General features: G+C 68.8%; 23 protein-coding genes and 1 pseudogene. 11 read left to right on the top strand and 13 right to left on the bottom strand.

Features of this window, described 5'->3' with window-relative positions; all coding sequences use genetic code 11:
- Nucleotides 1-8: 8 nt before the first annotated feature.
- Nucleotides 9-761, bottom strand: coding sequence for a DUF7310 family coiled-coil domain-containing protein (locus SM754_RS03585; protein ID WP_323674839.1), 753 nt, complete (start codon nucleotides 759-761; stop codon nucleotides 9-11).
- A 130-nt stretch (nucleotides 762-891) separates the two neighbouring features.
- Between SM754_RS03585 and SM754_RS03580 the strand changes: the two genes are divergently transcribed.
- A complete protein-coding gene (locus SM754_RS03580) occupies nucleotides 892-1,971 on the top strand; it encodes a tubulin/FtsZ family protein (RefSeq protein WP_323674838.1) in 1,080 nt (359 codons plus the stop codon).
- 222 nt (nucleotides 1,972-2,193) lie between these two features.
- On the opposite strand, the gene SM754_RS03575 is transcribed toward SM754_RS03580, so the two are convergent.
- From SM754_RS03575 to SM754_RS03555, 5 genes are all read right to left on the bottom strand, one after another.
- A complete protein-coding gene (locus SM754_RS03575) occupies nucleotides 2,194-2,643 on the bottom strand; it encodes an SHOCT domain-containing protein (RefSeq protein WP_323674837.1) in 450 nt (149 codons plus the stop codon).
- A gap of 163 nt (nucleotides 2,644-2,806) precedes the next feature.
- Nucleotides 2,807-3,265 (bottom strand): SHOCT domain-containing protein, encoded by a 459-nt coding sequence (locus SM754_RS03570; RefSeq protein ID WP_323674836.1) that lies wholly within the window; start codon nucleotides 3,263-3,265, stop codon nucleotides 2,807-2,809.
- A 283-nt stretch (nucleotides 3,266-3,548) separates the two neighbouring features.
- Nucleotides 3,549-4,892: an alkaline phosphatase family protein gene (locus tag SM754_RS03565; RefSeq protein ID WP_323674835.1), complete on the bottom strand. Its 1,344-nt coding sequence runs from the start codon at nucleotides 4,890-4,892 to the stop codon at nucleotides 3,549-3,551.
- Between the two features lie 96 nt (nucleotides 4,893-4,988).
- Nucleotides 4,989-5,141 carry a hypothetical protein gene (locus SM754_RS03560; protein WP_323674834.1) on the bottom strand — a complete coding sequence of 51 codons (153 nt, stop codon included), beginning with the start codon at nucleotides 5,139-5,141 and terminating at the stop codon, nucleotides 4,989-4,991.
- 229 nt (nucleotides 5,142-5,370) lie between these two features.
- Complete coding sequence (locus tag SM754_RS03555; RefSeq protein WP_323674833.1) at nucleotides 5,371-5,901, bottom strand: inorganic diphosphatase; 531 nt, start codon at nucleotides 5,899-5,901, stop codon at nucleotides 5,371-5,373.
- 322 nt (nucleotides 5,902-6,223) lie between these two features.
- Here SM754_RS03555 and SM754_RS03550 point away from each other — a divergent pair, with 322 nt between their 5' ends.
- A complete protein-coding gene (locus tag SM754_RS03550) occupies nucleotides 6,224-6,583 on the top strand; it encodes a PadR family transcriptional regulator (protein ID WP_227131914.1) in 360 nt (119 codons plus the stop codon).
- A gap of 40 nt (nucleotides 6,584-6,623) precedes the next feature.
- Here the strand turns inward: SM754_RS03550 and SM754_RS03545 are convergent, their stop codons facing one another.
- Together SM754_RS03545 and rnhA are read right to left on the bottom strand one after the other, a co-directional pair.
- A complete protein-coding gene (locus tag SM754_RS03545) occupies nucleotides 6,624-7,241 on the bottom strand; it encodes a DUF7108 domain-containing protein (protein ID WP_501993749.1) in 618 nt (205 codons plus the stop codon).
- A gap of 82 nt (nucleotides 7,242-7,323) precedes the next feature.
- Nucleotides 7,324-7,920: a ribonuclease HI gene (rnhA, locus tag SM754_RS03540; protein WP_323674832.1), complete on the bottom strand. Its 597-nt coding sequence runs from the start codon at nucleotides 7,918-7,920 to the stop codon at nucleotides 7,324-7,326.
- Nucleotides 7,921-8,099: 179 nt separating this feature from the next.
- Between rnhA and SM754_RS03535 the strand changes: the two genes are divergently transcribed.
- The 4 genes from SM754_RS03535 to SM754_RS03520 all read left to right on the top strand — a co-directional run bounded on the left by SM754_RS03535 (nucleotide 8,100) and on the right by SM754_RS03520 (nucleotide 12,899).
- Nucleotides 8,100-9,062, top strand: a complete 963-nt coding sequence (locus SM754_RS03535; protein ID WP_166040059.1) for a transcription initiation factor IIB — start codon at nucleotides 8,100-8,102, stop codon at nucleotides 9,060-9,062.
- A 134-nt stretch (nucleotides 9,063-9,196) separates the two neighbouring features.
- On the top strand, nucleotides 9,197-10,999 hold the full coding sequence (locus SM754_RS03530) for a S9 family peptidase (protein ID WP_323674831.1): 1,803 nt from the start codon (nucleotides 9,197-9,199) through the stop codon (nucleotides 10,997-10,999).
- Nucleotides 11,000-11,070: 71 nt separating this feature from the next.
- Nucleotides 11,071-12,021, top strand: a complete 951-nt coding sequence (locus tag SM754_RS03525) for an ABC transporter ATP-binding protein (protein WP_323674830.1) — start codon at nucleotides 11,071-11,073, stop codon at nucleotides 12,019-12,021.
- Nucleotides 12,021-12,899: an ABC transporter permease subunit gene (locus tag SM754_RS03520; RefSeq protein WP_323674829.1), complete on the top strand. Its 879-nt coding sequence runs from the start codon at nucleotides 12,021-12,023 to the stop codon at nucleotides 12,897-12,899. Before SM754_RS03525 ends, SM754_RS03520 begins: the two co-directional genes overlap by 1 nt.
- A 51-nt stretch (nucleotides 12,900-12,950) precedes the next feature.
- Here the strand turns inward: SM754_RS03520 and SM754_RS03515 are convergent, their stop codons facing one another.
- A complete protein-coding gene (locus SM754_RS03515) occupies nucleotides 12,951-14,009 on the bottom strand; it encodes an NAD(P)-dependent glycerol-1-phosphate dehydrogenase (RefSeq protein ID WP_323674828.1) in 1,059 nt (352 codons plus the stop codon).
- Nucleotides 14,010-14,149: 140 nt separating this feature from the next.
- Between SM754_RS03515 and SM754_RS03510 the strand changes: the two are divergent.
- The 3 genes and pseudogenes from SM754_RS03510 to SM754_RS03500 form a co-directional block, all read left to right on the top strand.
- A pseudogene (locus tag SM754_RS03510) lies at nucleotides 14,150-15,532 on the top strand (APC family permease); the annotation flags it as partial.
- A gap of 263 nt (nucleotides 15,533-15,795) precedes the next feature.
- Nucleotides 15,796-16,449, top strand: a complete 654-nt coding sequence (locus SM754_RS03505) for a potassium channel family protein (protein ID WP_323674826.1) — start codon at nucleotides 15,796-15,798, stop codon at nucleotides 16,447-16,449.
- A gap of 2 nt (nucleotides 16,450-16,451) precedes the next feature.
- A complete protein-coding gene (locus tag SM754_RS03500; RefSeq protein WP_323674825.1) occupies nucleotides 16,452-16,799 on the top strand; it encodes a hypothetical protein in 348 nt (115 codons plus the stop codon).
- A 37-nt stretch (nucleotides 16,800-16,836) separates the two neighbouring features.
- Here SM754_RS03500 and SM754_RS03495 read toward each other — a convergent pair whose 3' ends face one another.
- From SM754_RS03495 to SM754_RS03485, 3 genes are all read right to left on the bottom strand, one after another.
- On the bottom strand, nucleotides 16,837-17,223 hold the full coding sequence (locus SM754_RS03495; protein ID WP_323674824.1) for a HalOD1 output domain-containing protein: 387 nt from the start codon (nucleotides 17,221-17,223) through the stop codon (nucleotides 16,837-16,839).
- A complete protein-coding gene (locus tag SM754_RS03490) occupies nucleotides 17,223-17,669 on the bottom strand; it encodes a DUF7344 domain-containing protein (protein WP_323674823.1) in 447 nt (148 codons plus the stop codon). Before SM754_RS03490 ends, SM754_RS03495 begins: the two co-directional genes overlap by 1 nt.
- A 130-nt stretch (nucleotides 17,670-17,799) precedes the next feature.
- Nucleotides 17,800-18,840, bottom strand: a complete 1,041-nt coding sequence (locus tag SM754_RS03485) for an NAD-dependent epimerase/dehydratase family protein (RefSeq protein WP_323674822.1) — start codon at nucleotides 18,838-18,840, stop codon at nucleotides 17,800-17,802.
- Between the two features lie 109 nt (nucleotides 18,841-18,949).
- On the opposite strand from SM754_RS03485, the gene SM754_RS03480 reads away from it, so the two are divergent.
- Nucleotides 18,950-19,189 (top strand): zinc ribbon domain-containing protein, encoded by a 240-nt coding sequence (locus SM754_RS03480; protein ID WP_323674821.1) that lies wholly within the window; start codon nucleotides 18,950-18,952, stop codon nucleotides 19,187-19,189.
- Nucleotides 19,190-19,456, top strand: a complete 267-nt coding sequence (locus SM754_RS03475; RefSeq protein ID WP_323674820.1) for a DUF8143 family protein — start codon at nucleotides 19,190-19,192, stop codon at nucleotides 19,454-19,456.
- 9 nt (nucleotides 19,457-19,465) lie between these two features.
- Here SM754_RS03475 and gltB read toward each other — a convergent pair whose 3' ends face one another.
- The gene (gltB, locus tag SM754_RS03470; protein WP_323674819.1) at nucleotides 19,466-24,208 is read right to left on the bottom strand and encodes a glutamate synthase large subunit; all 4,743 of its coding nucleotides are present in this window, start codon (nucleotides 24,206-24,208) and stop codon (nucleotides 19,466-19,468) included.
- Between the last annotated feature and the right edge of the window lie 241 nt (nucleotides 24,209-24,449).

The following is a 24,449-nucleotide window of genomic DNA, read 5'->3' as shown; positions in this document are numbered from 1 at the left end:
GCGGACCGTCACAGCGCGTCCCGGAGGCGTGCCACCAGCCCGGGTTGCTCGGGGTCGTCGTCCGCGTCCGGCTCGCCGTACGGCGCCCGCGGCGACGACGGCGGCCACGGCACGTCCCCACCGGTCCCGGCGCGCTCGCCGTCCCGGTCGTGGCCCCGCCGCCCGTCCTCCGCGTCGACGGTGCGCTCGTCGACCCGACCGGGGTCAGCCCCACGACCAGCGTCCCTCGTCCCACCACGGCCAGCGTCCATCGCCCCGCCACGACCAGCGTCCCTCCCCCCGCGTCTCCCGCCCGAACCACCCGCTCCCACGTCTCGGCCACCACCGTCAGCCGACCCGGTCGACCCAGCGGACTCGCGCTCCAGCGCCGCGACGCGCTCCCGACAGTCCTCCGCCGTCGCCACCGCCGCATCCGCGCGCTCCTCCACGCGGTCGTTCACCGCACGCACGCTCCCCGCGTACCCCCTGAGCGCCTGTACCGCCGCCTCCAGCTCCGCCACCCGGTCCGCGAGCGCCGCCACGTCCGCCTCCGACGCCACGTCTCCATCCGACGCCACGTCCCCACCCGATTCCCCCACCGCCGCAGCCGACTGCTCGCGACCACCGAAGCGCTCTCGACCAGCCATCCCACCGTCCTCGCTCGGACGCGACTCCGTCCCGGACTCCGTACCCGGACGTGACCCTCCCGGCGCATCCTCACCCGACTCGTCCACGAGCGCGTCGTCGACCGCCGCGAGCCGGTCCGCGAAATCACCTGACATACCCTCTCGTCGCCGCGTCCCCCCGTATGAAGCCTCGCCCCCGAACCGACGGCCGCACCGCCCCCCGAACCCGCGTCTTGGTGTCGAGTATGGGGAAGGTCTATGTGTCCACCACGGAAACGAGCGAGACATGAAAGTGGTCCTCATCGGCGTCGGGCAGGCGGGTGGCAAACTCACCCAGCGCCTGGCCGAGTTCGACCAAGAGATGGGATTCGGCGCCGTCAAAGGCGCACTCGCCGTCAACACCGCCGAAGCCGACCTCCGGAACCTCGACATCGAGACGACACTCGTCGGGCAAGACCGCGTCAACGGCCACGGCGTCGGCGGCGACAACGAACTCGGCGCCGAAGTCATGCAGGCCGACGCCATCGAAGTCATGGACGCCCTCGACGGGAAGATCACCGCCGAAGCCGAAGCCATCTTCGTCGTCGCCGGCCTCGGCGGCGGCACCGGCAGCGGCGGCGCACCCGTCCTCGCGAAGGAACTCCAGCGCGTGTACAGCGTCCCCGTCTACGGCCTCGGCATCCTCCCCGGCCGCGGCGAAGGCGCAATGTACCAGGCGAACGCCGGACGGTCACTGAAGACCCTCGTCCGCGAAGCCGACTCAACGCTCCTCGTCGACAACGACGCCTGGCACGACGCCGGCGAAAGCGTCGAAGAAGCCTTCGAGACCATCAACCAGAACATCGCGCAGCGCGTCGGCCTCCTCTTCGCATCCGGCGAGACCGTCGACGGCGTCGCCGAGAGCGTCGTCGACTCCAGCGAGATCATCAACACCCTCCGCGAAGGCGGCATCGCGTGCCTCGGATACGCCAGCGCACTCGGCGGCGACACCGCCGAAGACAACATCAACGCCGTCACCACCATCACGCGGAACGCCCTCCTCACCGGCACCAGCCTCCCGGACGCCACCACCGCTGACAGCGCACTCCTCATCGTCGCCGGCAAACCCGACCTCATCCCACGCAAAGGCGTCGAGAAAGCGCGGAAATGGGTCGAGGACGAGACCGGCAGCCTCCAGGTCCGCGGCGGCGACTTCCCCCTCGACAGCGACCGCCTCGCCGCCCTCATCCTCCTCGGCGGCGTCGAACGCAGCCGTCGCGTCGACGAGTTCATGGAACGCGCCAAAGAAGCACGAGAACGCCAACAACAAGACGACGTCGACCACGTCGAACAGTTCCACAACGACGAACTCGACGACCTCTTCTAGCGACAACCTTTTTTTGCGGGGGGTGCGCCGGAGGCGCACCCCCGCTTGAAAAAACGTTGATGAAAAAAGGACCGAGCGCTCCCTGCGGTCGCGCTCGGTGAGTGCGCTGGACCCGACCGCAACAGCGGCCGCCACCGCAGCCGCGACCGCCTCCGCCACCGCGACCGCGAACGTGGCAGCGGCCCCACCGCAGCCGGTGGCGCCGTCGTTCCGCGAGTGCGCTCACTCGTAGTCGAGTTCGCGCTCTCGCTCATCTCGTTCCCTGTCGTCGCGTTCCCGCCGTGAGCGCTCGACGGTTTCGCGGGCGTCTTCCAGCGTCTCGGTCTCCAGGAGGTGTTCGAGTTTCCGCTCGAACTGTTCCTCGGAGAGTTCGCCGCGCGCGTACCGGTCGCGGAGCGTCTCCATCGCGTCGCGCTTCGACGGTGGCGCATCCTCGACGCGCCCGCGACCGTCGAGCGCGTCGTCCATCCGCTGGTCCGTCTCGTCCGGCTCGTCCTCGCTCTCGACCTCCTCGCCGGTCAGCAGCGAGACGAGCGGGACGACCACGCCGTACCCGAGGACGAACCCGAGCCACCAGTTGTCGACGTTCAGGAACAACGCCCCGAACGTGACGCCGAGCACCAGGAGCGACGCGATCTCCGTGTATCGCCCACCGCCCGAATCGTCGGCCATACAATACGTTTCGTGGACTCCGACAAAAAGGATTGCCGCCACTATCACGTCGCAGCACCCGCGGCTCCCACGGAGAACACGAGACGACGGCAGTAGTCCGATCACCCGACGAGCCGACGGAGCCCGCGACGCCGCGTGACCCGAAGCATGGAGTCCGATGGCGTCAGTTCCGCTCGACTTCCGCGTCACGCCCGGTCGAACGACGATTCGCGCCCCCCGCGTCGTCGTCCACGCTCCCCGGCCGCTCGACGGTGTCGCGAGCGTTCTCCAGCGTCTCGGTCTCCAAGAGGCGTTCGAGTTTCCGCTCGAACTGCGCCTCGGAGAGTTCGCCGCGCGCGTACCGCTCCCGGAGCGTCTCCATCGCGTCCGTCCGCGACGCCTCGTCGTCCCCCAAGTCCGTCGACGACGACCCTGCCGATTGCGTGCCCGAGGTCGCACTCGACGTCGTCTCCGCCGACTCGTCGCGTTCGAGCATCGCCACCGCGGGTAGCACGAACCCGTACCCGACGACGAACGCCGCCCACCAGTTCGGGACCCCAGCGAACATCCCCCCCAACCCGGCGGCGAGCGTCAACATGGACACCACGCCCGTGAGCGACCCCGACCGCCAACGACTACTCATAGAACGAACATCGACGACCATCGTAAAAAAGGGTACTCTTTCGACACGTTCTCCGACCTCGACGCCGCCAATACCCGACGAACGGCCCCGGAATCCTCGCGGAACGGTGCGGTACGGTCGCGGCTGTGATGGCGGTCGTGGTCACAGATGCGGAGACCGCTGTTACGGTATGGTCCACCGCCCTCACCGAGCGCGACCGGACGGAGGGCTCTGGGCCTTTTTCAGCAACGTTCTTTCGACGAGTGTGGCCCGCGGGACCACTCGAGGAAGAAAAGCGGTTGTCTTAGATGAGGCTCGCGCCGTCGAACTCGGTGCGGTCGTAGTCGATGTCCATCAGGTCGAGGATGGTCGGAGAGATGTCGTAGAGGTCGGTGTCGGAGATGTTCGCGTCGGGGTCGTCGACGAACAGGCTCGCGTTCTCGAAGCTGTGCATCCCGTTGCGTGGACCGGACCCGAACACGTCCTCGTGGCCTTTGAACCCGGCCTTGAGGTCGAAGCCGTGATTCGGGATGACGACGAGGTCCGGCGCGATGTCCTCGTGGTCGCCGCGGAACGCGTCCTCCTTCTTGACGACGCGCTGCGCGACCTTCTTCCCGTCCGGCCCCTCCAGCGCTTCGAGTTCGGCCTGGAGTTCGTCGCGGACGGCCTCGTACTCCTCGGACGGGACGCTCCCGCGCGGCTCGCGGCCTTCGAGGTTCACGTAGAACCGACCCGGGATGAGCGAGTACGCTCTCGTGTCGTCCGCGATGTCACCGAGCTCCTCGTGGTCGTCGTCCTCGTACGACAGCCACCCTTCCTGTTCGAGCCACGCGTTCAGGTGCACCTCGTAGTCCTGGCTCGTGAACCCGTGGTCGGACGCGACCAGCATCGTCACGTCATCGGGGAGTTGCTCGCGGAGCTTCCCGAGGTACTCGTCGACCTTGCTGTAGAACTCGAGGAACAGGTCCTTGTCGTCGGTGTCCTGCTCGTAGTCCTTGAACAGGAAGTGGTTCACGCGGTCGGTCGTCATGAACACGCCGAAGAACAGGTCCCAGTCGTCCTCTTCGACGTAGTGACTGAACGCCTCGTAGCGCGCGTCGACCGTCGCGTGGGCGTTCTCAATGAACTCCGTCTTGTCGTCCTTGTGCCCGAGTTTCGCGTTCGCGTCGATCTTGTAGTCGATACCTTCGAGGTAGTCGCGGAGTTCGTCGGGGTACGCGGCCTTGTCGATACTCGGGGAGAGGAACCCGCTGACCATCCGCTGGACGTCGCGCTGCGGCGGGAACGTCACCGGGACGTTCAGGACGGTCGCGTCCCGTCCGTCGTCGCTCACGCGATCCCAGACGCGGTCCACCTGCACGTCGCGCCCCATCGGAACGTACGTGTCGTACGAGCCGACCTCGCGGTCCTGGAAGCCGTACACGCCCGTCTCGCCCGGGTTCCGGCCCGTGGTGAGTGACGGCCAGCACGCGCTGGACTCCGGCGGGACGATGGAGTCGATGGCGCCGGCGCTCCCCTCGCTCGCGAGCTCGTTCAGGTTCGGGAAGACGTCGGGGTTGTCGCGGATGAGACTGTACGGTACCCCGTCGATTCCGAAGAAGGCGACGCGGGGTGCGTCGTCGCCGCGAAGCCGGTCGAAGAGACCCATACCCGCCAGTTACAGGGAGGGATACAAGAACTTTCTTTTAGCACGAGGCATCGCCGCGGTCTGGGCGCGTGTCGAGCGTGCGTCGGGGAGGCGCCGTCAGTGATCGCTGTCGAAGTTCGTCGGGACGACGGTCGTGTGCGCGATTCCGACGCCGGGGCGTTCCGAGGGAGTTTCGCGGTCGTCGTCCAGGTCGACGTCGTCGGGGTCGGCGTCGTCTGGGTCGCTGGTGGGGTGGCGTGCGGTGGCCATGACGTGTCTAGGTACGGCCCGGCACCACATATTATTACCCATGCTCATAACGCATGGGTTCGGGCGGGGCACATAACCACGACGAATCACGCGCAGAATACGTCGTCCGACCCCCGGACCGTGCACGCCGACGGTCGACCACCGCGAGTTAAATCGCCGCGAGTCAGATCGCCGCGGGTCAGCCCACCGCGAGAGAGACGCCCGGGAACCGGGTCCCCGGAGTCGGTCGTCAGAAGTTCTCTTCGTAGAGGTCCATCGCGTGCTCGATGGCCTCCTTCGCCGCGGCCTTGTCCTCCCACCCGAGGGTCTCGACCTCCTTGCCCTCCTCGAGGTTCTTGTAGGTCGCGAAGAACTCGTCGATCTCGTCGAGCTGCTGCTGGGGGATGTCCTCGAGGTCCTCGATGTGGTCGTAGCGCGGGTCCTCCGTCGGGACCGCGATGACCTTGTCGTCCTGCTCGCCGTCGTCGTCCATCTTCATGAGCGCGACGGGGCGGGCCTCGACGATGCATCCGGGGAACGTCTGGTCCTCAACGAGGACGAGGACGTCGAAGGGGTCCTCGTCGTCGTAGTACGACTGCGGGATGAACCCGTAGTCGCTCGGGTAGTGCACGTTCGAGTGGAGAACGCGGTCGAGGACGACGCCGGGCACGTCCTTGTCGTACTCGTACTTGTTCCGCTCGCCCTTGAGGCACTCCACGACTGCGTAGATCTCCTCGGGCGGGTTCGGGCCCGTCTCGAGGTCTTCCCAGAGGTTCGTCATTGCAGGCCGTGACTGCGAGAGAGAACGAAATAGGCCCTTCGGTTCGTTCGCACGACGGCGCGCTGGTTCCCGCCGAACGCCGACCTCTCCGGCGAGAGATAGGTCAATGCGTGTGTATGTGGACCTATCGGTAACTGGTCAGGAGACCGGATGGCATGGATATGAAGGCACCACCTCCCGGCGACCGGGGCGATAGCCAACGGAGATTTCCTCCGCGGACACGCCCTTCAGAAGCTGTTTTCGCCCGACAGAGCGGCGAATCTGACGTTCGAGGTTCGAAGAGTTGAGAACTGTTAAATAGCTTGATGACATTTACCTAGGCATGTCAGAGGCGCAATCCGTGACCGGCAAACAGGGCATCGCACGCGAACTTACCGCATTCCAGCACAACATCCTCGTCATCCTCGGGAAGGAACCGATGTACGGACTCGCCATCAAGCGAGAGCTCGAGGACTACTACGGGACCGAGGTGAACCACGGCCGCCTGTACCCCAACCTCGACGAACTCGTCGGCATGGGGCTCGTCGAGAAGTCAGAGCTCGACAAGCGCACGAACCAGTACGAGCTCACCGACGACGGCTACGCCGCCGTCATGGACCAGATCGAGTGGTCGCTCTCGAAGCTCGTCACCGACGACGAGCGCGCCGAGGAGCTCCGGGACCTCGTCGACGAACAGCAGTAAGTCCGCTGGCGAACGACAGGCACCTCGACCGCGCGAGCGGTCACCAATCGGGCACTCGTTCTTTCGCAGCGTCGAACGCGTAGCGGACGCTCTCGCGCAGGACCGCGGTCTGGTCGTCGTCGAGCCACGCGTTCCGCGGGACGTACTCGGTCTCGAACTCGCGGAGCTCGGTCGCGGTCAGGTCCTCGATGGGTTTCGCGTAGTGGTTCCCGGCGAAGTCCGCGAGCACGCCGACGTTCGCCGCGTGGACGTCACCGCGCGTCTCGCGGACGGTCTCGACGAGCGCGCGGTTGCGGTCGTCGACGTCCTGCCACTCGTCGGGGTCGCCCGCGCCCGACAGCGACAGCTCGACCGCGCGACTCGTGTCGTCGATGCGGTCGGGACGGATGGTTCCGTCCGCCACCCACTCGTCGGGGTGGAGGACGAGCGTCTCCCCGGCGTCGTCGTCGCGGACGCGTGCGGTGAACCCGTGCTCGGCGAGCGTCGCCTCGCGGTCGCTGCGGTACGCCGCCGCCTCGCCGTCGTCCACCGCTTCGCGCGCCAGTCGCGTGAGGCGTTCGGCGTCGTCGACGACCGACGCGGGAAGCGCTTCGTTCGCCGCATCCTCGCCTACGGCGTCCCCGCTCGTCGCATCCGCGCCCGCGGCGTCCCCGTCCATCCCTTCTTCGCCCGCGGCGGCGTCGCCGTGTGCGTGCGTGGCTCTACCCTGTTCGCTCTTCTCTCGCGGCTCGTTTGCGTCCTCAGGCATTGTCGAGTGCGTCGTTCGCTAGCTCGTCGGCCCGGTCGTTTATCTCTCGCGGAACGTGCGAGATGGACCAGTCGTCGAACGCGCCCAGCAGTTCGTGGACGGTGACGCGGTACTCGCGGAGGTCGGGGTCGTTGACGCCGTACTCGCCGGTCACCTGCTTCACGATGAGCTCGGAGTCGCCGCGGATCTGGACCTCGTCGTAGCCGTAGTCGCGCGCAGCGTCGAGGACGGCGACGAGCGCCTCGTACTCCGCCTGGTTGTTCGTCGCGCGCCCGATGATGTCGCTCCCCTCGGCGACGATACCGTCGTCGGTGACGATGACCCAGCCGACGCTCGCGGGGCCGGGGTTCCCGCGGCACGCGCCGTCGAAGTACAGGTGCGCGCGGCCGCCGCCGTCGTCGCGGACGACGGCTTCGATGTCCTGTGGGTTCGCGCCCTGGACGACGAGTTTGTCGTCGTACGCGACGGCGGTGGCGTCGCCGCGGTGTGCGCGATAGCGCTCGTGTTCGGTGTTTCCGTCCTCGATCGTCGCTCCGGCGTCGGCGAGCGCCTCGCGGGCGGCGTCGACGTCGCACTCGATGACCGGCATTGACCCTTGGTCACCCGTTCTGCGTGATAACGGTTCTGATTCCGTTACAGTGTCAGATGAATTAAAATCGGCGCCGTCTTTCGATTCGGTGGATCTCCTCTCCAGATTCTGACCTACACCATGAGGACAGATACCAGGCAAAGGCTTAAGTTAACTGGAACTACTACTATAAAAGTGCGATGACACGGTCCACCCGCCAGCGGGAGCGAGACCTCGAGGCCGACGAGTCGGAGGAGCAGGAAGGGGTTCGGGAGTGCCCCGAGTGCGAATCCGACAACCTGGTCAAGAGTTCGGACAGGGGAGAACTCGTCTGCGACGACTGCGGGCTCGTCGTCGAGGAGGAGCAGATCGACCCCGGTCCGGAGTGGCGCGCGTTCAACCATCAGGAGCGACAGGAGAAGTCCCGGGTCGGCGCCCCGACCACGCAGACGATGCACGACAAGGGGCTGACGACCACCATCGACTGGAAGGACAAGGACGCCTACGGCCGGTCCATCTCGTCGAAGAAACGCAGCCAGATGCATCGGCTGCGGAAGTGGCAGGAGCGCATCCGGACGAAGGACGCCGGTGAACGGAACCTCCAGTTCGCGCTCAGCGAGATCGACCGGATGGCGAGCGCGCTCGGCGTCCCACGGTCGGTCCGGGAGGTCGCCTCGGTCATCTATCGACGCGCGCTCAAGGAGGACCTCATCCGCGGGCGCTCCATCGAGGGCGTCGCCACCTCGGCGCTCTACGCCGCCTGCCGAAAGGAGGGGATTCCACGGAGTCTCGAGGAGATCAGCGAGGTATCGCGCGTCGAACGAAAGGAGATCGGTCGGACGTACCGCTACATCAGCCAGGAGCTCGGCCTGGAGATGAAGCCCGTCGACCCGAAGAAGTACGTGCCGCGGTTCTGCTCGGAGCTCGAACTCTCCGAGGAGGTCCAGACGAAGGCCAACGAGATCATCGAGACCACCGCCGAGAAGGGCCTCCTCTCCGGGAAGTCCCCGACCGGCTACGCCGCCGCCGCCATCTACGCCGCGAGCCTGCTCTGTAACGAGAAGAAGACCCAGCGCGAGGTCGCCGACGTCGCGCAGGTCACCGAGGTCACCATCCGGAACCGCTACCAGGAGCAGATCGAAGCGATGGGGATCCACAGCTAACCGAACCCACGGTCCGGCCACTTCTTTCGTCCACGACCGTCGAGCGACGGGTTCGCTGGCGGGCGACCGCGTCGGCGGGTCGGGGCGATTCCGTGACCCAACGCCTTACGTCCCCCCGCCGTCCACGTGGTTGTATGACGTACGACATCGAGCGGTATCTCAACGTGCGGTCCGCGGGCGGGGCGTCGTTCGGTCCGAACGGCGAGCGTCTGTCGTTCACGATGGATACGACGGGGACGTCGCAGGTGTGGACGGTCGACGAACCGGGTGCGTGGCCGGTCCAGCGGACGTTCTACGACGAGCGCGTGACGTTCGCGTCGTTCTCGCCGGAGCGACGCGAGCTCGCGTTCGGGATGGACGAGGGCGGGAACGAGCGCGCGCAGCTGTACCGGCTCAGCGGCGACGGGAGCGAGGTCGTGAACCTCACGGGGCGTCCGGACGCGAAGCACCGGTGGGGCGGGTGGAGTCACGACGGGGAGCGGTTCGCGTTCACGTCGAACCGCCGGGACGAGAGCGTGTTCGACGTCTACGTGCAGGGGCGGGCGGAGACGGGGAACGACGCCGAGCTCGTGCACGAGGGCGACGGCTGGCTGACGCCCGCGGGCTGGTCGCCGAGCGACGACCGCCTGCTCGTCCACGAGGCGTACTCGAACGTCGACCAGGACGTCTACGTGCTGGACCTCGAGACGGGCGAGTTCGAGTGCATCACGCCTCACGACGACGAGATCCGGTTCACGAGTCCGTCGTTCGGACCGGACGGCGACGCGGTGTACTGCTGTACGGGCGACGGGTCCGATACGCTCTACCTGGCGCGCATCGACCTGGAGACGTTGGAGCGCGAGGTCGTGGAGGCGGGCGGCGAGTGGAACGTCGACGGCGTCAGTATCGACCACGACAGCGGGCGGTTCGCGTTCTCGCGGAACGTCGACGGGTACACGGACCTCACGGTGGCGGAGTTCACGGGCGAGACGACGTACGACGCGTTCCCGAGCCCGGACCTGCCGGGCGGTATCGCGGGCGGGGTCTCGTGGGGGCCAGACGGCGAGCGGTACGCCATCACGGCGACGGGCGCGGCGGTGAACACGAACGTGTACGTCGTCGAGACGGAGACGGGCGAGACGGAACGCTGGACGTACGCGGCGACCGCGGGCATCCCGGAGGAGTCCTTCCGCGAGCCCGAGCTCGTACACGTCGAGAGCTTCGACGGCGTCGACGTGCCGGGGTTCCTGACGCTCCCCGAAGATGCGCCCGAGGGGGAGACCCCGGTCGTCGTGAGCATCCACGGCGGGCCGGAGAGCCAACGGCGACCGTCGTTCAATCCGGTGAAGCAGTACTTCCTCAACAGGGGGTACGCGTACTTCGAGCCGAACGTTCGCGGGTCGACGGGGTACGGCGAGACCTACACCCGGTTGGACGACGTCGAGAAGCGGATGGATTCGGTCGCGGACGTGAAGGCCTGTGTCGAGTGGCTCCACGACCACCCCGCGGTGGACCCGGACCGAATCGCGTGCATGGGCGGGTCCTACGGCGGATTCATGGTGCTCGCGTGCATGACGGAGTACCCGGACCTCTGGGCGGCGGGCGTGGACGTCGTCGGCATCGCGAACTTCGTCTCGTTCCTCGAGAACACCGGCGAGTGGCGCCGGAAGCTCCGCGAGGCCGAGTACGGCTCGCTCGCCGAGGACCGCGAGTTCTTGGAGTCCATCAGCCCCATCAACAACGTCGAGTCCATCGCGTCGCCGCTGTTCGTGCTGCACGGCGAGAACGACCCGCGCGTCCCGGTCGGCGAGGCCGAGCAGATAGTCGAGGAGGCGCGCGAGCAGGGCGTGCCGGTCCGCAAGCTCGTCTTCGACGACGAGGGTCACGGGTTCAGCAAGCTCGAGAACAAGGTGACGGCGTACTCCGCGGTCGCGGAGTTCCTCGACGAGCACGTGTAGGCCGGGGCGTCCGAGACCGTCCCTCGCATCGAGTGAGAAAGCTTACACAAGTTCGTCGTGGTACTTCGGACATGGGTCCCGCTATCCAGACGGAGAACCTCACGAAGCGCTTCGGCGACCTCACGGCCGTCGACGCGCTCGACCTCCACGTCGAGGAGGGCGAAATCTTCGGGTTCCTCGGGCCGAACGGCGCCGGGAAGTCCACGACGATCAACGTCCTCCTGGACTTCCTGAAGCCGACCGAAGGCCGGGCCGAGGTCCTCGGCTACGACACGCATCGCGACCCCATCGCCATCCGTCAGCGTACCGGCGTCCTCCCGGAGGGCTTCTCGGTGTACGACCGCCTGACAGCGATGGAGCACGTCGAGTACGCCATCGAGACGAAGAACGCCACCGACGCCCCCCGCGACCTCCTCTCTCGCGTCAACCTCCAGGAGGAGGCCTGGGAGCGCAAGGCCGGCGAGTTCTCGAAGGGGATGACACAGCGCCTCGCGCTCGCGATGGCGCTCGTCGACGACCCCGACCTCCTCGTCCTCGACGAGCCCTCGTCGGGCCTGGACCCGACGGGCATCCAGGAGATGCGCGACATCATCCGCGAGGAGGCCGAACGCGGGACGACCGTGTTCTTCTCCAGCCACCAGCTCCCGCAGGTGGAGGCGGTCTGCGACCGCGTCGGCATCATGCGCGACGGCGCGATGGCCGCGGTCGATACGATCGACAACCTCCGCGACGACGTCGGCGGTGCCACCAGCATCGAACTCGAGGTCGACCCGATGCCGGACGCGGACGCGCTCGACCTCGAAGCCGTCGACGGCGTCGAGACCGTTCGCCGCCGCGGCGACACGATCGAAGTGACGTGTAGCGACCCGCGAGCGAAGGTCGACGTCGTGAAACGCGTCGACGCGGCGACCGCGGTCACGGACATCGTGAGCGACGAGACCGACCTCGAGGAGCTGTTCAACCGGTACACGACCGGGGACGGCGTCGACCGCGGCGAGCGCGACGCGGAGGTGTCGGCCTGATGGAGAACCTCACCGCCATCGCGCGCCGGGACTTCCTCGACGCACGCCGGTCGAAGCTCGTGTGGGGCGTGTTCAGCCTGTACGCGGTCATCGCGCTCCTCATCTTCGTCGGGCCGACGCTCGTCTCCGACAGCGTCGAGTCGTTCGGCATCATCAGCATCGTCGGCTCCGTCGGCCTGTTCCTCCTGCCGTTCATCGCGCTGGTCGCGGGCTACCTCGCGATCGCCGGGGAGCGCGAGAACGGCACGGTGAACTTCATGCTGGGCCTCCCGAACACGCGCAAGGAGGTCGTTCTCGCGAAGTTCCTCTCCCGGGGCGGCCTGATGCTCGCCGCGACGATGCTCGTGTTCGTCATCGGCGTCGTCGTCGCCGCGACCCAGTACGCCGAACCCCAGCTCGTGCTGTTCGCGCCGACGCTCGCGTTCACCGCCCTGCTCGTGCTCGTGATGGTCGCGGTCGCGGTCGGCATCTCCGCGATGACCGACTCGCGGTCGAGCGCGATGGCCGGCGCCGTCGGGTTCTACTTCCTCACCATCCCGTTCAACCTCATCCCGTCGGTCTCCATCCCCGCGCTCATCCGGTACGTCACGAACGACCTGCTCGGACTCGGTCTCGAAGGGGACGTGTTCACGTTCATCCAGAGCGCCATCTCGCCCGCGATGGCGTACCAGCAGGGCCTGAACGTCGTCACCACCCGGATGTACTTCGACCGCTTCCAGTCGAGCCTCCCGCCGGAGGCCAAGGAGCGGGCGCTCGCGCGCCTCGACGCCCAGGCGTGGTATCTCGCGCCCGAGGTCATGGTCGCGATCATGCTCGTCTGGCTCGTCGTCCCGCTCGCGCTCGGCTACTGGCGGTTCAAGGGCGCCGAACTCGGGTAGTCGTCGAGACGCCCGCGGACTCCCGGCGGAGGGGTGCGGGGTGCGGCCGCGTCAGATGACGCCGGTCTTCCGGGCGACCTCGCGTGCCGCCTCCTCGTTCATCCCGTCGCCGAGGATGGTGTATCGGTCGCGGATGGCGTGACACGTCGTGAGCGACTCGATGACGACCGCGGGGTCGATGTCGAGTTCGTCGGCGGTCGTCGGCGCGTCGATGGCGGCGAGCGCGTCCCGGATGTCCCGCCAGATGCCGCGGTCGCCGCCGTGGAGGTACGCGGTCATGATCGAGCCGACGCCGACCTGGTGGCCGTGGAGCGCGGCGTTCGGCGCGAGCCGGTCGAGCTGGTGACTGAACAGGTGCTCGGCGCCCGACGCGGGCCGCGACGACCCCGCGATGCTCATCGCCACGCCCGACGACATGAGCGCCTTCGTGACGACCCACGCGGACTCCTCGAGCCCGGGCCGGACCATGCTCGCGTTGTCGACGAGGATTTCCGCGGTCATCTCGCTGAGCGCCGCGGCGTACTCGCTGTACTGGACGTCCTGGAGGCGGTTCGCGAGCCGCCAGTCCATCACGGCGGTGTAGTTCGAGATGATGTCCGCGCAGCCGGCGGTCGTCAGCTCCCACGGCGCGTCCGCGAGCACGCCCGTGTCGGCGACGACCGCGAGCGGCGGGTCGGCGGCGACCGAGTGCCGCGTGTCGCCCTCCGGGATCGAGGACCGCCCGGAGACGATGCCGTCGTGACTCGCCGCGGTCGGCACGCTCACGAAGCCCTTGTCGCAGTGGTCGCTCGCCATCTTCGCGATGTCGATGGGCTTCCCGCCACCGACGCCGACCACGTAGCCGATGTCGTCGTTCCCCGCGGCCTCGGCGACCGCCTCGACGGTCTCGAAGCGCGCTTTCTCCACGGTGACGACCTCCGGGTCGATGCCGCGTTCCTCGTACTGCGCGACGATGGGTGCCGCGGCGACCTCGCGCGGCGTCGGGCTCGTGACGATGAGCGGTCGGCCGGACAGGTGGATGTCCTCGACCACCTCGACGGTCCGCGAGAGCACGTCGTGACCGATGACGACGTTCCGCGGCAGTCGAATCCACGACGACTTGTCGAACATACCCGCATCGTCGCCCCTAGCCCGGAGAAACCTTTCGCCTCGATGCGCTACGCGGCGGTCGGCCATCCGAGAGCATGATTTCTCATGCAGTGGGTTCGGGACCAGCGCTTAAGCACCGGGCCGCTGTACGCGGGAGACGAATGGCACAGCACGAGGGGCGGTCGCCGTCGGCGAGCCTCGGGTTGCTCGACGCGACGATGGTCGGGATGGGTGCGATGATCGGTGCCGGTATCTTCGTCCTCACGGGACTGGCGGCGGACATCGCGGGGCCGGCCGCCATCCTCGTGTTCGGACTGAACGGCGTCGTGACGTCGTTCACCGCGCTCTCGTACGCCGAGCTCGCGTCCGCAATCCCGAAGAGCGGCGGCGGGTACGCGTTCGTCGAGGAGGTGTTCAGGGACTCGGTCGCGTTCCAGATGGGGTGGATGCTCTGGTTCGCGTACATGATCGCCGGGGCGCTGTACGCGCTCGGGTTCGCAGGGAACTTCCTCGAGTTCGTGCACTTCTACTGGGAGGGCCTGCCGTCGGGTGCGTTGCTCGGCCCGGTGACCTGGAAGGTCCTCTACGCGATCTGTCTCGTCGGCGGGCTCGTCGTCCTGAACGCGGTGTCGACCGCCGCCAGCGGCGGTGCGGAGACCGTCGTGACGATCGTCAAGATCGTCATCCTCGTCGTGTTCTCCGCGTACGGCGCGAACGCGGTCGACCTCTCGGAGTTCGAGCCGTTCTTCACGAACGGGACGGTGAACGCGATACTGCCCGCGATGGGGTTGACGTTCATCGCGTTCGAGGGGTACGACCTCATCGCGACCGTCACCGAGGAGGTGGAGAACCCGCGGAAGAACATCCCGCGAGCGATCTTCCTGTCGCTCGCCGCGACGATCGTCATCTACCTCGTCGTCGTCCTCGTCGCCATCGGGACGCTCGGCGCTGGCGGGCTCGCGAGCGCCGGGGAACGCGGCATCGCGGAGGCGGCGAAGGGCTTCATGCCGGCGGCCATCCCGATACTGCAGAACGGCGCGTCCGTCGTCGCGTTCGGTGCGGTGTTCTCGACGGTTTCGGCGCTGAACGCGGTCGTGCTCGCCTCGAGCAGGGTGGCGTTCGCGATGGGGCGCGACCGGTTGTTGCCCGCGCAGATCGGCCGCATCCATCATCGCTTCGGGACGCCGCTTATCGCGGTGGTGGCGAGCGCGGCCGTGATGCTCGTCTCCGTCACGTTCGTCCCGATCCGGCAGGTCGGGTCGCTCTCGAGCCTGTTCTTCCTGCTGTCGTTCGTCGTCGTGAACGCGAGCGTCATCAAGCTCCGTCGGGAACGCCCGGACATGCGTCGGCCCTACGAGATGCCATTCTATCCGGCTCCGGCGGTCGCGGGCATCGTCGGGAACCTCGTCCTCGGGTACTACCTCGTCACGGCGAACGTCGCGACGGCGGGGCTCGCGTTCGGGTGGCTCGTCCTCGGTGGCATCGCGTACGTCGCGCTCGGTCGTCTCGGGCTGCGGCGCGAACCGGCTGGTGGCGCGAGCGAAGGTATCGACGTCGACGTGGCCGGGACTGCCGGCGCGGGGGGTGGCGCGGACGCCGCGAGTGCCGTCGACGGGGCGGCGGTCGACGCGACCACGTCGGGCGAGGCGACCGCGCACCGGTCGCTCGATCACGTCGACGCCGACGCGGAACTCGCGACGCGGGACGCCGCCGGCTACGAGGACGTCGACACCGAGGTGTCCCTCGGTTCCGACGGGACGGGAACCGACCCGGAACGTGAAGGCGATGGCGGGTCGAGGGGTGAACGATGACGAACGGATCGCTACGCGTGGTGGTCGTGGGGAGCGGCCCGGTCGCGCTCCGCGCTATCGAGCAGCTCGCCGACCACGGGCACGACCTCGTCGTGGTGGAGCGAGACTCCGAACAGCTCGCGGAGCTCGAGGCGGCGTACGTGGCGACGGCGATCGAGGGCGACGCGACGCGACCGAGCGTGCTCGCGCAGGCGGACGTCGAGAGCGCGGACGTCGTCGCGTCGCTCACGGACACGATGGGGACGAACGTCGCGGTGTGTACGACCGCGAAGCGCATCGATCCGTCGACGCGGACGATACTCCGGTCGACGTACCCGGAGACGGAGGAGTTCGCGCCGTACGCGGACCGGGTGGTGTTCCCTGAGCGCGCCGGCGGGCGCGTCGCGGTCACCGCCATCGAGGAGGACTTCGGCGCGCTCACGGGGTTGTCGGGCGACCTGGAGGTGTACGAGTTGCGCGTCGCGGAGGGCGCACCGGTCGCGGGGCGGGCGCTGTCGGACGTGTCGCTGCCGCACGGGAGTCTCGTCGTGAGCGACGAGAACGGCGACGCGGTCGCGAGCGCCGACACCGTCCTCCAGGCCGGGCACACGTACGTCGTCGCCGTCGAGGGACCGGTCGCCGACGAAGTGATGAACCTCTTCAGGGGGTGACGATGCCGGACGCTTCGAGCGACGACGCGGCGACCGCGCCCGAGTGCGGGCACGAGCCGGCGGTCGCGTACGAGGTCGGGTTCGCTGTCGGTGCGGACGTCGACGCCGTCGCGGACATCGACTCGGCGTGCGCGATGCGGGCGACCGTCCACGAGGTGCCCGTCGGGAGCGAGGACGCCGACGCGGTCGGCTGCGCGGTCGCGTCCTGCGAGCATCACCACGAGCGCGTCGCGGCGGACCTGCGTGCGACGGCGGCCCGTCACAGCGGGAACGTCGGCGCCGGCGGGTCGTGTCGCGTCGACCGCGACGACGGCGACGACAGTGACGCCAGCGACGACGGCGACGACTAGGCGCGCTCGGCGGTCGAGACGCCCCGTGCCCGTCTCGTTACGCGTCTGCCGGTCCGTCGACGCGCACCCAGCCGTCGCTCTGGACGGTGACGCGGAGCTCCGCGTACCGGAACACGACCGTGCCGGTGTTCGAGTCCCCTGGTTCGGTGCCGTCGGGCGCGAACAGCGCCGTCTCGAGTCCGGTCGCGTCGACGACGTCGTAGAGCGGCGGCGACCGGACGTCCCGGACAGCGACGTCGCGTGCGTCCGCGATGGCGCTCACGACGACGTACGCGAAGCGGTCGCCGTCGGGTTCGTAGTGGCGCTGCGCGACCTGCGTCCAGGTGTCGCTGGTGGGAGTGGCGTCGCTCCCGGAAGTGCCGTCGCTGCCGGCGGTGGTCGCGTCGTCCCGGTCGAACCGGTCCCCGTCGGACTCTTCGGTCATCACACCCCGTCTCCGACCTCCCGGGCGTGGGTCTCCTGGCTCGAATCGAGCGACGCACCCATCCCTTCGAGTGCGCGAAGCACCTGCGTGGCGGTCTCGGCGGCTTCGATGGTCTCCGTGGACTCGTCGAACTCGACGACGCCGAGTTCGCGCAGTTTCGGGACGTGCGCGTGGTAGAGGTCGACGTACACCTGCTCGCGTGCGTTCTCGGGGACGTCCGGTATCGCGACGCCGTGCTCCCACGCCGCGATCTTCGTGGCGAGCTCGTCGAGCGACCACTCGGCGTTCTCCTGGAGGGTATAGCAGAGGTACCGTCGGCGCGGGTGGGCGAGCGCCCGATAGACCTCGTCCAGCTCGATGGCGGCCGGGGACACGCCGCGCTCCTCGAACGTGTCGACGTCTCCGCCACCGTCCGCGCCGGCCGCGGACTCGCGCTCGTCGTTCATGCTAGTAAGTAACACGCCATCCGCATAAAATCGTTCGCTCGCCCCGCCGACTCGCTGGCCGTCCACCTCGCGAGAGCGGCGACCCATAAGACCGGACCAGCGCGAGAGGTCGGCTCCACGCGTCGAGGTCTCAGAGCGTGTCGAGGACGTCCAGTAGCGCGCGTTCGTCGTCGCGGCCGGGGTCGTACTCGCTGCCGTCGCGGTCGCTCGCCAGATGGTCGTCGACGCTCCGCTGCATCGCCTCTCGCAGCGGCGTCGCCTCCCAGCCGAGCGCCGCGAGCTTCTCGGTGTCGAGGACGTGCGGGTACTCCCGGTAGAGCACGTAGTCGTCGCCGGCGAGGTCCGCGACGGAGAGCTCGCGTTCGCTCGCGTGCACGACCTCCACGTCGCCCGCGTCGTCGGGCGCGTCCGCAGCGTCGCCGAGGCAGTCCGCGATGACGTCGACCATCTCCTCGAGCGTGACGAGCCGGCGGTCGCCGACGTTGTACGCCTCGCCCGCCGTGCCCTCCTCGGCGACGACGCGGAGCGCGCTCGCGACGTCCTCGACGTACGCGCGATGCCAGACGTTCGTCCCGTCACCGGGGACGACGACGCGGTCGTGCTCGGCGACGCGGTCGATCCAGAAGTCGAGGCGCTCGGTGTAGTCGTCGGGGCCGTACACGATGCACGGCCGCACCGACATCGCGCGCACGCCGCGCTCCTCGGCGGCGGCGAACAGCGCACGGTCACCCTCGGCCTTCCGGGCGCCGTACGTCTCCCCGCTGTCGTCGACCGCCTGCTCGTCCGTGCACGGTTCGAGCGCCGTCGCCTCGTCGCGACCCTGGAGCGCGCCCTCGCGCTTCGGCATCTCCTCCTCGCCGTACGCCGCGCCGGAGGAGACGTAGACGTACGCGTCGGCGTCGTCGAACACGCGCGTCGCGGTCCGGACCTCCCGGGGCTGGTACGCGACCATGTCGAACACGGCGTCGTAGTCGCTCTCGCGAGCGGCGCTCGCGAGGTCGGCGTCGTCCGTGCGGTCGCCCGCGACGTGCGTGACGCGGTCGTCGTCCGCGAACGGGTTCTCGTGGGTCCCGCGGTTGAATATCGTGACGTCGTAGTCGTGCGCGAGCAGCTCCGCGACGAGGTGTCGCCCGATGAATCGCGTCCCACCGATGACGAATGCGCTATCCATGCCAGTAGCGACTCGACGGCGCGAGAAATGCGTGGCGTTCGCGGAACGCCACCGGCGTTCGCTCGCGAGCGGCGAAAGATACTCAGGGCCGACCGTCCACGTTCCAGATATGTCGCCCTCCATAGACGACGGACGTTCCGGCCACGGTCGCGACGACGGCTGCCCGAAGTGCGGCCATCAGGACGCGATCACGGACAGCATCTCGACGACCGGCGGCGGCCTCTCGAAGATGTTCGACATCCAGTCGAAGAACTTCGACGTCATCTCGTGCGCGAACTGCGGGTACTCCGAGCTCTACCGCTCGGACCGCCGGAGCGGAAGCGACATCGCGGACATCTTCTTCGGGTAGATGGCCGCAGTCGGCTTCGCGTTCCTGTTCGTGCTGTTCGCCCTCGTCCTCCCGGTCGCGCTCTACTGGTTCGTGAGCGCGGAGGACCCAGACCCTAGACAGACGACGTCCTGGAACGAGGCGCAGGACCGAGCGAGCCGCGACACCTTCGGTGGCGGTCGACGCGACCGCGACAATCGAAACGCCCGCGACGATGGCAACCGCGACGGCCGCGACCACCGCGGTTCCCGTGAGCCCGACGACGGCTCCGGCAACCACTGGGACTGACCGTGGCGGTCAGTCGTCGCTGCTCGCGTACCCCTGCGCGCTCCCGGCGCTCTCGGCGGTGGCGCTCGCGGGCGGGCTGTCGCGGACGTCGAAGCCCTCGCGTTCGTCGAGCACCTTCTCGTACGCGTCCGGGAGCACCTTCGCGAACGCGGCGAGCGCGGCCTCCCAGTTCTCGAGGAGTGCGGCGGCGCGCTCGCTCCCCGTGTACGCGTGGTGGTTCTCGACGAGCCTGCGGAGGACGGTCGCGTCGCGCTCGTCGAGGTCGTGCTCGACGTGCACCATGCCCTCGTTGACGCGGTCCTCGAACGCGACCGCGGGTTCCTCGACGCCCTCGAAGAACGCGCTCTCGTCGAGGACGTACGCGAGCCCGCCGCTCATGCCGGCGGCGAAGTTCGCGCCGGTGTCGCCGAGGACGGCGACGACGCCGCCGGTCATGTACTCGCAGCCGTGGTCGCCGATGCCCTCGACGACCGCGTGCGCGCCAGAGTTCCGGACCGCGAAGCGCTCCCCGGCGCGGCCGTTCACGTAGCACTCGCCGTCGGTCGCGCCGTAGAGCGCGACGTTCCCGGCGACGACGTTCTCCGTCGGTTCGAACCCGGCGCGGTCGGGCGTGTCGACGACGACGCGGCCGCCACTGAGGCCCTTGCCGACGTAGTCGTTCGCGCCGCCGCGCAGATGGAGCGCGACGCCCGACGCGAGGAACGCGCCGAAGGACTGCCCGGCGGTGCCTTCGAGGTCGACAGTGAGCGTGCCGTCGGGGAGTCCGGCTTCGCCGTACCGGCTCGTGACCTCGTGGCTGAGCGTCGCACCGACCGCGCGGTCCGTGTTCGATATCGCGGTCGAGACGCCGACGGGCTGGCGGTCCTCGACCGCCTCGCGCGCCTCGTCGAGGATGTCCCAGTCGAGCTGCGCGTCGACCTCGTGGGTCTGCTCGCGGACCTTCGTGTGCGGGCCGTCGCCGACCTCCGCGAGGACGCCGGAGAGGTCGAGCTCGCTCGCGCGGTCGTGATCGACGTCGCGCTGCTCGAGGCAGTCGACGCGCCCGATCATGTCGTCGAGCGTCTCGAACCCGAGGTCGGCCATGATCTCGCGGAGCTCCTGCGCGAGGAACGTCATGTAGTTGATGACGTGCTCGGGCTCGCCAGGGAACCGCTTCCGGAGGTCCTCGCGCTGCGTCGCTACCCCGACGGGGCAGGTGTTCTTGTGGCACTGGCGGGCCATCACGCACCCCGAGGAGACGAGGCTCGCGGTCCCGAACACGTACTCTTCGCCACCGAGGAGGGCAGCGACGGCGACGTCCCGGCCGGTCTTCATCCCGCCGTCGACGGTGACGCGGATGCGGTCCCGGAGGTCCGTCCGCCGCAGCGTCTGGACGGCCTCGGCGAGGCCGAGCTCCCACGGCAGGCCGGCGTGCTTGATGCTCGTCTTCGGGCTCGCGCCCGTGCCACCGGAGTGCCCGCTGATGTGGACGACGTCCGCGTTCGCCTTCGCGACGCCCGCCGCGACCGTCCCGATACCTGCCTCGGAGACGAGCTTGACGTTGACGTCCGCCTCCGGGCTCGCGGCCTTCAGGTCGTGGATGAGCTGCTTCAGGTCCTCGATGCTGTAGATGTCGTGCAGCGGCGGCGGCGAGATGAGCCCCACACCGGGCGTGGACTTCCGGACGTGCGCGATCATCTCGTTGACCTTCTCGCCCGGCAGATGCCCGCCCTCGCCGGGCTTGCTGCCCTGGGCCATCTTGATCTGTATCTCGTCGGCGTTCGCGAGGTACGTCGACGTCACGCCGAACCGACCCGAGGCGACCTGCTTGACGTTGCACTCCTTCTCGGTGTCGAAGCGCTCGGGCGGCTCGCCGCCCTCGCCCGTGTTCGCCTTCCCGCCGAGGCGGTTCATCGCGACCGCGTTGTTCTCGTGGGCTTCCGGACTGAGGCTCCCGAGGCTCATCGCGGCCGTCGAGAACCGCTCGACGATCTCGTGCACCGGCTGGACGTCCGCCACGGGGATGGACTCCCGCGAGTCGGTGTCGAAGTCGAGGAGCCCGCGGAGGCTCTCCGGGGCCTCGTCGTCGGGCGTGTCGTTCGTCGCGCTCGCGAAGTTCCGGTACTCCTCGTAGTCGCCGGTGCGGACCGCCCGCTGGAGCGAGCCGACGGTCTCGGGGTTCCAGGAGTGTCGGCGACCGCCGTTCCGGTGCTCGAACTCGCCCTGCCGTTCCAGTTCGGGGTCGTCGCCGAACGCGAACCGGTGGCGGGCCGCGACGTCCGCGCCGACCTCGTCGACGCCGATGCCGCCCGTGCGGTTCTCGGTCCCCTCGAAGTACTCGTCGACGAACTCGGCGGCGAGCCCGACGGCCTCGAACACCTGCGCGCCCTGGTAGGACTCCACGGTGGAGATGCCCATCTTCGCCATGATTTTCAGGAGCCCGCCCTCGACGGCGTCGCGGTACGCCGCGCACGCCCTGGCGGTGTTCGCGCCGTCGCTGCCGGCGGTCAGGTCCGCGAGCGTCTCGTACGCGAGGTACGGGCAGACCGCGTCCGCGCCGTACCCGACGAGCGTCGCGTGCTGGTGGACGGTGCGCGGGTCCGCGGAGTCGACGACCAGGCCCGCGCGGTTCCGCGCGCCGGTTCGAACGAGGTGGTGGTGGACCCCGCTCGTCGCGAGGAGGCTCGGGACCGCGGCGCGCTCGGGGCCGCTCGCGCGGTCCGAGAGCACGACGACGTCCGCGCCGTCCTTGATGGCCGCTCGCGCGTCCTCGCGGAGCGCCTCGACAGCGTCCTCGAGGGTCGCCGACTCGGGGTCGTAGGTCGCGTCGACCACGACCGATTCGAGTCCGTTCGCGGCCGCGTCGCCGTCGAGCCCGCGGATGGCGTCGACCTCCGAGAGCGAGAGCACGGGCGAGTCCGCGACGAGCTGGCGGGCGTGCGCGGGCGTCTCGTCGAGGAGGTTCCGCTGGAATCCAAGTCGCGTCTCCAGGCTCGTGACACGCTCCTCGCGGATGTAGTCGAGCGGCGGGTTCGTCACCTGCGCGAACAGCTGCTTGAAGTACGAGGACAGCGGGCGGTCGTGGTCCGAGAGCACCGACAGCGGCGTGTCGTCGCCCATCGACCCGACTGGGTCCTTGCCCTTCCGGCTCATCGGCTCCACGAGGTTGTCGATCTCGTCGTGCGTGTACCCGAACGCGGCCTGCTGCGCGCGCAGGTCGTCGACCGCGTCCACGACGCCGTGCCCGTCCTCGTCGACTTCACGGGCGTCTTCGACGGCCACCGCGGTCCCGTCGGCGTCGTCGACGGACGCGCCGTCGTCCGTCTCGGCCGCGTCGTCGCGACCCGCGGCGACGACGTCGTCGAGGGCGACCTGTTCGTCCGCGACCCACTCGCCGTACTTCCGGTCCGTGAGGTCGTCGAACACCTCGTCGTCGGTGAGCACGCCTTCGTCGGGGTCGGCGACGAAGCACTGACCGGGTTCGAGGCGGCCGCGTTCGGCCACCTCGCTCTCGTCGACGTCGAGCGCCCCGGCCTCGCTCGCCATCACGAGCCGGCCGTCGGTCGTGACGTCGTACCGGCACGGCCGGAGGCCGTTCCGGTCCAGGACCGCGCCGACGCGCTCGCCGTCGGTCGCCGCGACGAGCGCCGGCCCGTCCCACGGCTCGACGAGGCTCGCGTGGTAGTCGTAGAAGTCGCGGCGCTCGGGCGTCATCGCGTCGTCGCCGCGCCACGCCTCGGGGACGAGCGTCCGGAGCGCGTGCGGGAGGTCCCGGCCGGATTCGAGCAGGAGTTCGAGCGTGTTGTCGATGCTCGCGGTGTCGGACTGCTCGGGGTCGTCGATGACCGGGCGGACGTCCGCGACGTCGAACGCGTCGGCGGCCATCTCGGTCTCCCGGGCGCGCATCCAGTTGACGTTCCCGCGGAGCGTGTTGAACTCGCCGTTGTGGATGATGTTCCGGTAGGGGTGCGCGAGGTGCCAGGCGCCGAGGGTGTTCGTCGAGAAGCGCTCGTGCACCATGACGAACGTCGACCGGACGCGGTCGTCGGTGAGGTCCGGGTAGTACGACCGGACCTGCTCGCCCTTCAGCAGGCCCTTGTAGACGAGGGTCTGGCGGTCGAGCGAGCACACGTAGAACCGTTCGGCGTCGGCGTCGGAGACGTCCGGATGCGAGAACGCGGGGGCGTCGTCGGCCTCGGCGACCCCGTCGACGCGGTGCTCGATTCGCTTCCGGGCGACGAAGAGGTCGGTGTCGAACGCGTCCGCGTCCTGGCCGTCGGCGGGTGCGACCGCGACCTGCCGGACGTCGGGTTCGGCCTCGCGAGCGGTCGCGCCGAGGTCGCTCGCGTCCGTCGGCACGTCCCGCCACTCGAGGACGTCCACGCCACGGGCGGCGAGCTCCTCGGCGACGAGACCCTGGAGCGCCTCGCGCGCCGCGTCGTCCTGCGGGAGGTACAGCGAGCCGACGGCGTACACGTCGGGGAGGTCCGCGTCGAGGACGGCGTCGAAGAACGCGTCGGGGCGTCGCAGGAGGATGCCGGCGCCGTCGCCGGTGTCGGGTTCGGCGCCGGTGGTGCCGCGGTGTTCGAGGTTCACGAGCAGGTCCAGGCCGTCGCTGACGACGTCGTGGCTCGCGGGCGCGTCGAAGTCCATGACGACGCCGACGCCGCAGTTCGCACGCGCGTCGGTCGGGTCCGCGAGACCGGACGCGGTCTCCGAGTCCGTCTCGTCCGCCGCTCCCGTCCCCCGGAAGCGGTCGTGTGGCTGAGTCATGGCATGCCCTCCCACGAGCACCTACATGAGGCTACCCCTGAATCACTAAGGGGCTCTTAATCCCCCACTAGGAGATATAAGGTGTTCGTCGACGGTTCCCATCCACGGAGCGTTCTCAGACGAGGACACACGTTCCACAACCAGTCTCCGATAACCCTGGACGGACGGTCGAGAAACACTTCCTTGCAGCGCCTGTAGAGAGAGTAGAACTCGCGGTCGAGAACTGACCGTCCGAACGGGC

It is taken from the genome of Halorubellus amylolyticus (assembly GCF_034808145.1).
Lineage (GTDB): Archaea > Halobacteriota > Halobacteria > Halobacteriales > Natrialbaceae > Halorubellus.
This window is presented reverse-complemented; position numbering and strand designations above follow the sequence as displayed.

Excerpts from the sequence above, each read along its gene's own strand:
- SM754_RS03585 (WP_323674839.1), bottom strand. The coding sequence starts at position 761 with ATGTCAGGTGATTTCGCGGACCGGCTCGCGGCGGTCGACGACGCGCTC.
- SM754_RS03580 (WP_323674838.1), top strand. The coding sequence starts at position 892 with ATGAAAGTGGTCCTCATCGGCGTCGGGCAGGCGGGTGGCAAACTCACC.
- SM754_RS03575 (WP_323674837.1), bottom strand. The coding sequence starts at position 2,643 with ATGGCCGACGATTCGGGCGGTGGGCGATACACGGAGATCGCGTCGCTC.
- SM754_RS03570 (WP_323674836.1), bottom strand. The coding sequence starts at position 3,265 with ATGAGTAGTCGTTGGCGGTCGGGGTCGCTCACGGGCGTGGTGTCCATG.
- SM754_RS03565 (WP_323674835.1), bottom strand. The coding sequence starts at position 4,892 with ATGGGTCTCTTCGACCGGCTTCGCGGCGACGACGCACCCCGCGTCGCC.
- SM754_RS03560 (WP_323674834.1), bottom strand. The coding sequence starts at position 5,141 with ATGGCCACCGCACGCCACCCCACCAGCGACCCAGACGACGCCGACCCC.
- SM754_RS03555 (WP_323674833.1), bottom strand. The coding sequence starts at position 5,901 with ATGACGAACCTCTGGGAAGACCTCGAGACGGGCCCGAACCCGCCCGAG.
- SM754_RS03550 (WP_227131914.1), top strand. The coding sequence starts at position 6,224 with ATGTCAGAGGCGCAATCCGTGACCGGCAAACAGGGCATCGCACGCGAA.
- SM754_RS03545 (WP_501993749.1), bottom strand. The coding sequence starts at position 7,241 with ATGGACGGGGACGCCGCGGGCGCGGATGCGACGAGCGGGGACGCCGTA.
- rnhA (WP_323674832.1), bottom strand. The coding sequence starts at position 7,920 with ATGCCGGTCATCGAGTGCGACGTCGACGCCGCCCGCGAGGCGCTCGCC.
- SM754_RS03535 (WP_166040059.1), top strand. The coding sequence starts at position 8,100 with ATGACACGGTCCACCCGCCAGCGGGAGCGAGACCTCGAGGCCGACGAG.
- SM754_RS03530 (WP_323674831.1), top strand. The coding sequence starts at position 9,197 with ATGACGTACGACATCGAGCGGTATCTCAACGTGCGGTCCGCGGGCGGG.
- SM754_RS03525 (WP_323674830.1), top strand. The coding sequence starts at position 11,071 with ATGGGTCCCGCTATCCAGACGGAGAACCTCACGAAGCGCTTCGGCGAC.
- SM754_RS03520 (WP_323674829.1), top strand. The coding sequence starts at position 12,021 with ATGGAGAACCTCACCGCCATCGCGCGCCGGGACTTCCTCGACGCACGC.
- SM754_RS03515 (WP_323674828.1), bottom strand. The coding sequence starts at position 14,009 with ATGTTCGACAAGTCGTCGTGGATTCGACTGCCGCGGAACGTCGTCATC.
- SM754_RS03505 (WP_323674826.1), top strand. The coding sequence starts at position 15,796 with ATGACGAACGGATCGCTACGCGTGGTGGTCGTGGGGAGCGGCCCGGTC.
- SM754_RS03500 (WP_323674825.1), top strand. The coding sequence starts at position 16,452 with ATGCCGGACGCTTCGAGCGACGACGCGGCGACCGCGCCCGAGTGCGGG.
- SM754_RS03495 (WP_323674824.1), bottom strand. The coding sequence starts at position 17,223 with ATGACCGAAGAGTCCGACGGGGACCGGTTCGACCGGGACGACGCGACC.
- SM754_RS03490 (WP_323674823.1), bottom strand. The coding sequence starts at position 17,669 with ATGAACGACGAGCGCGAGTCCGCGGCCGGCGCGGACGGTGGCGGAGAC.
- SM754_RS03485 (WP_323674822.1), bottom strand. The coding sequence starts at position 18,840 with ATGGATAGCGCATTCGTCATCGGTGGGACGCGATTCATCGGGCGACAC.
- SM754_RS03480 (WP_323674821.1), top strand. The coding sequence starts at position 18,950 with ATGTCGCCCTCCATAGACGACGGACGTTCCGGCCACGGTCGCGACGAC.
- SM754_RS03475 (WP_323674820.1), top strand. The coding sequence starts at position 19,190 with ATGGCCGCAGTCGGCTTCGCGTTCCTGTTCGTGCTGTTCGCCCTCGTC.
- gltB (WP_323674819.1), bottom strand. The coding sequence starts at position 24,208 with ATGACTCAGCCACACGACCGCTTCCGGGGGACGGGAGCGGCGGACGAG.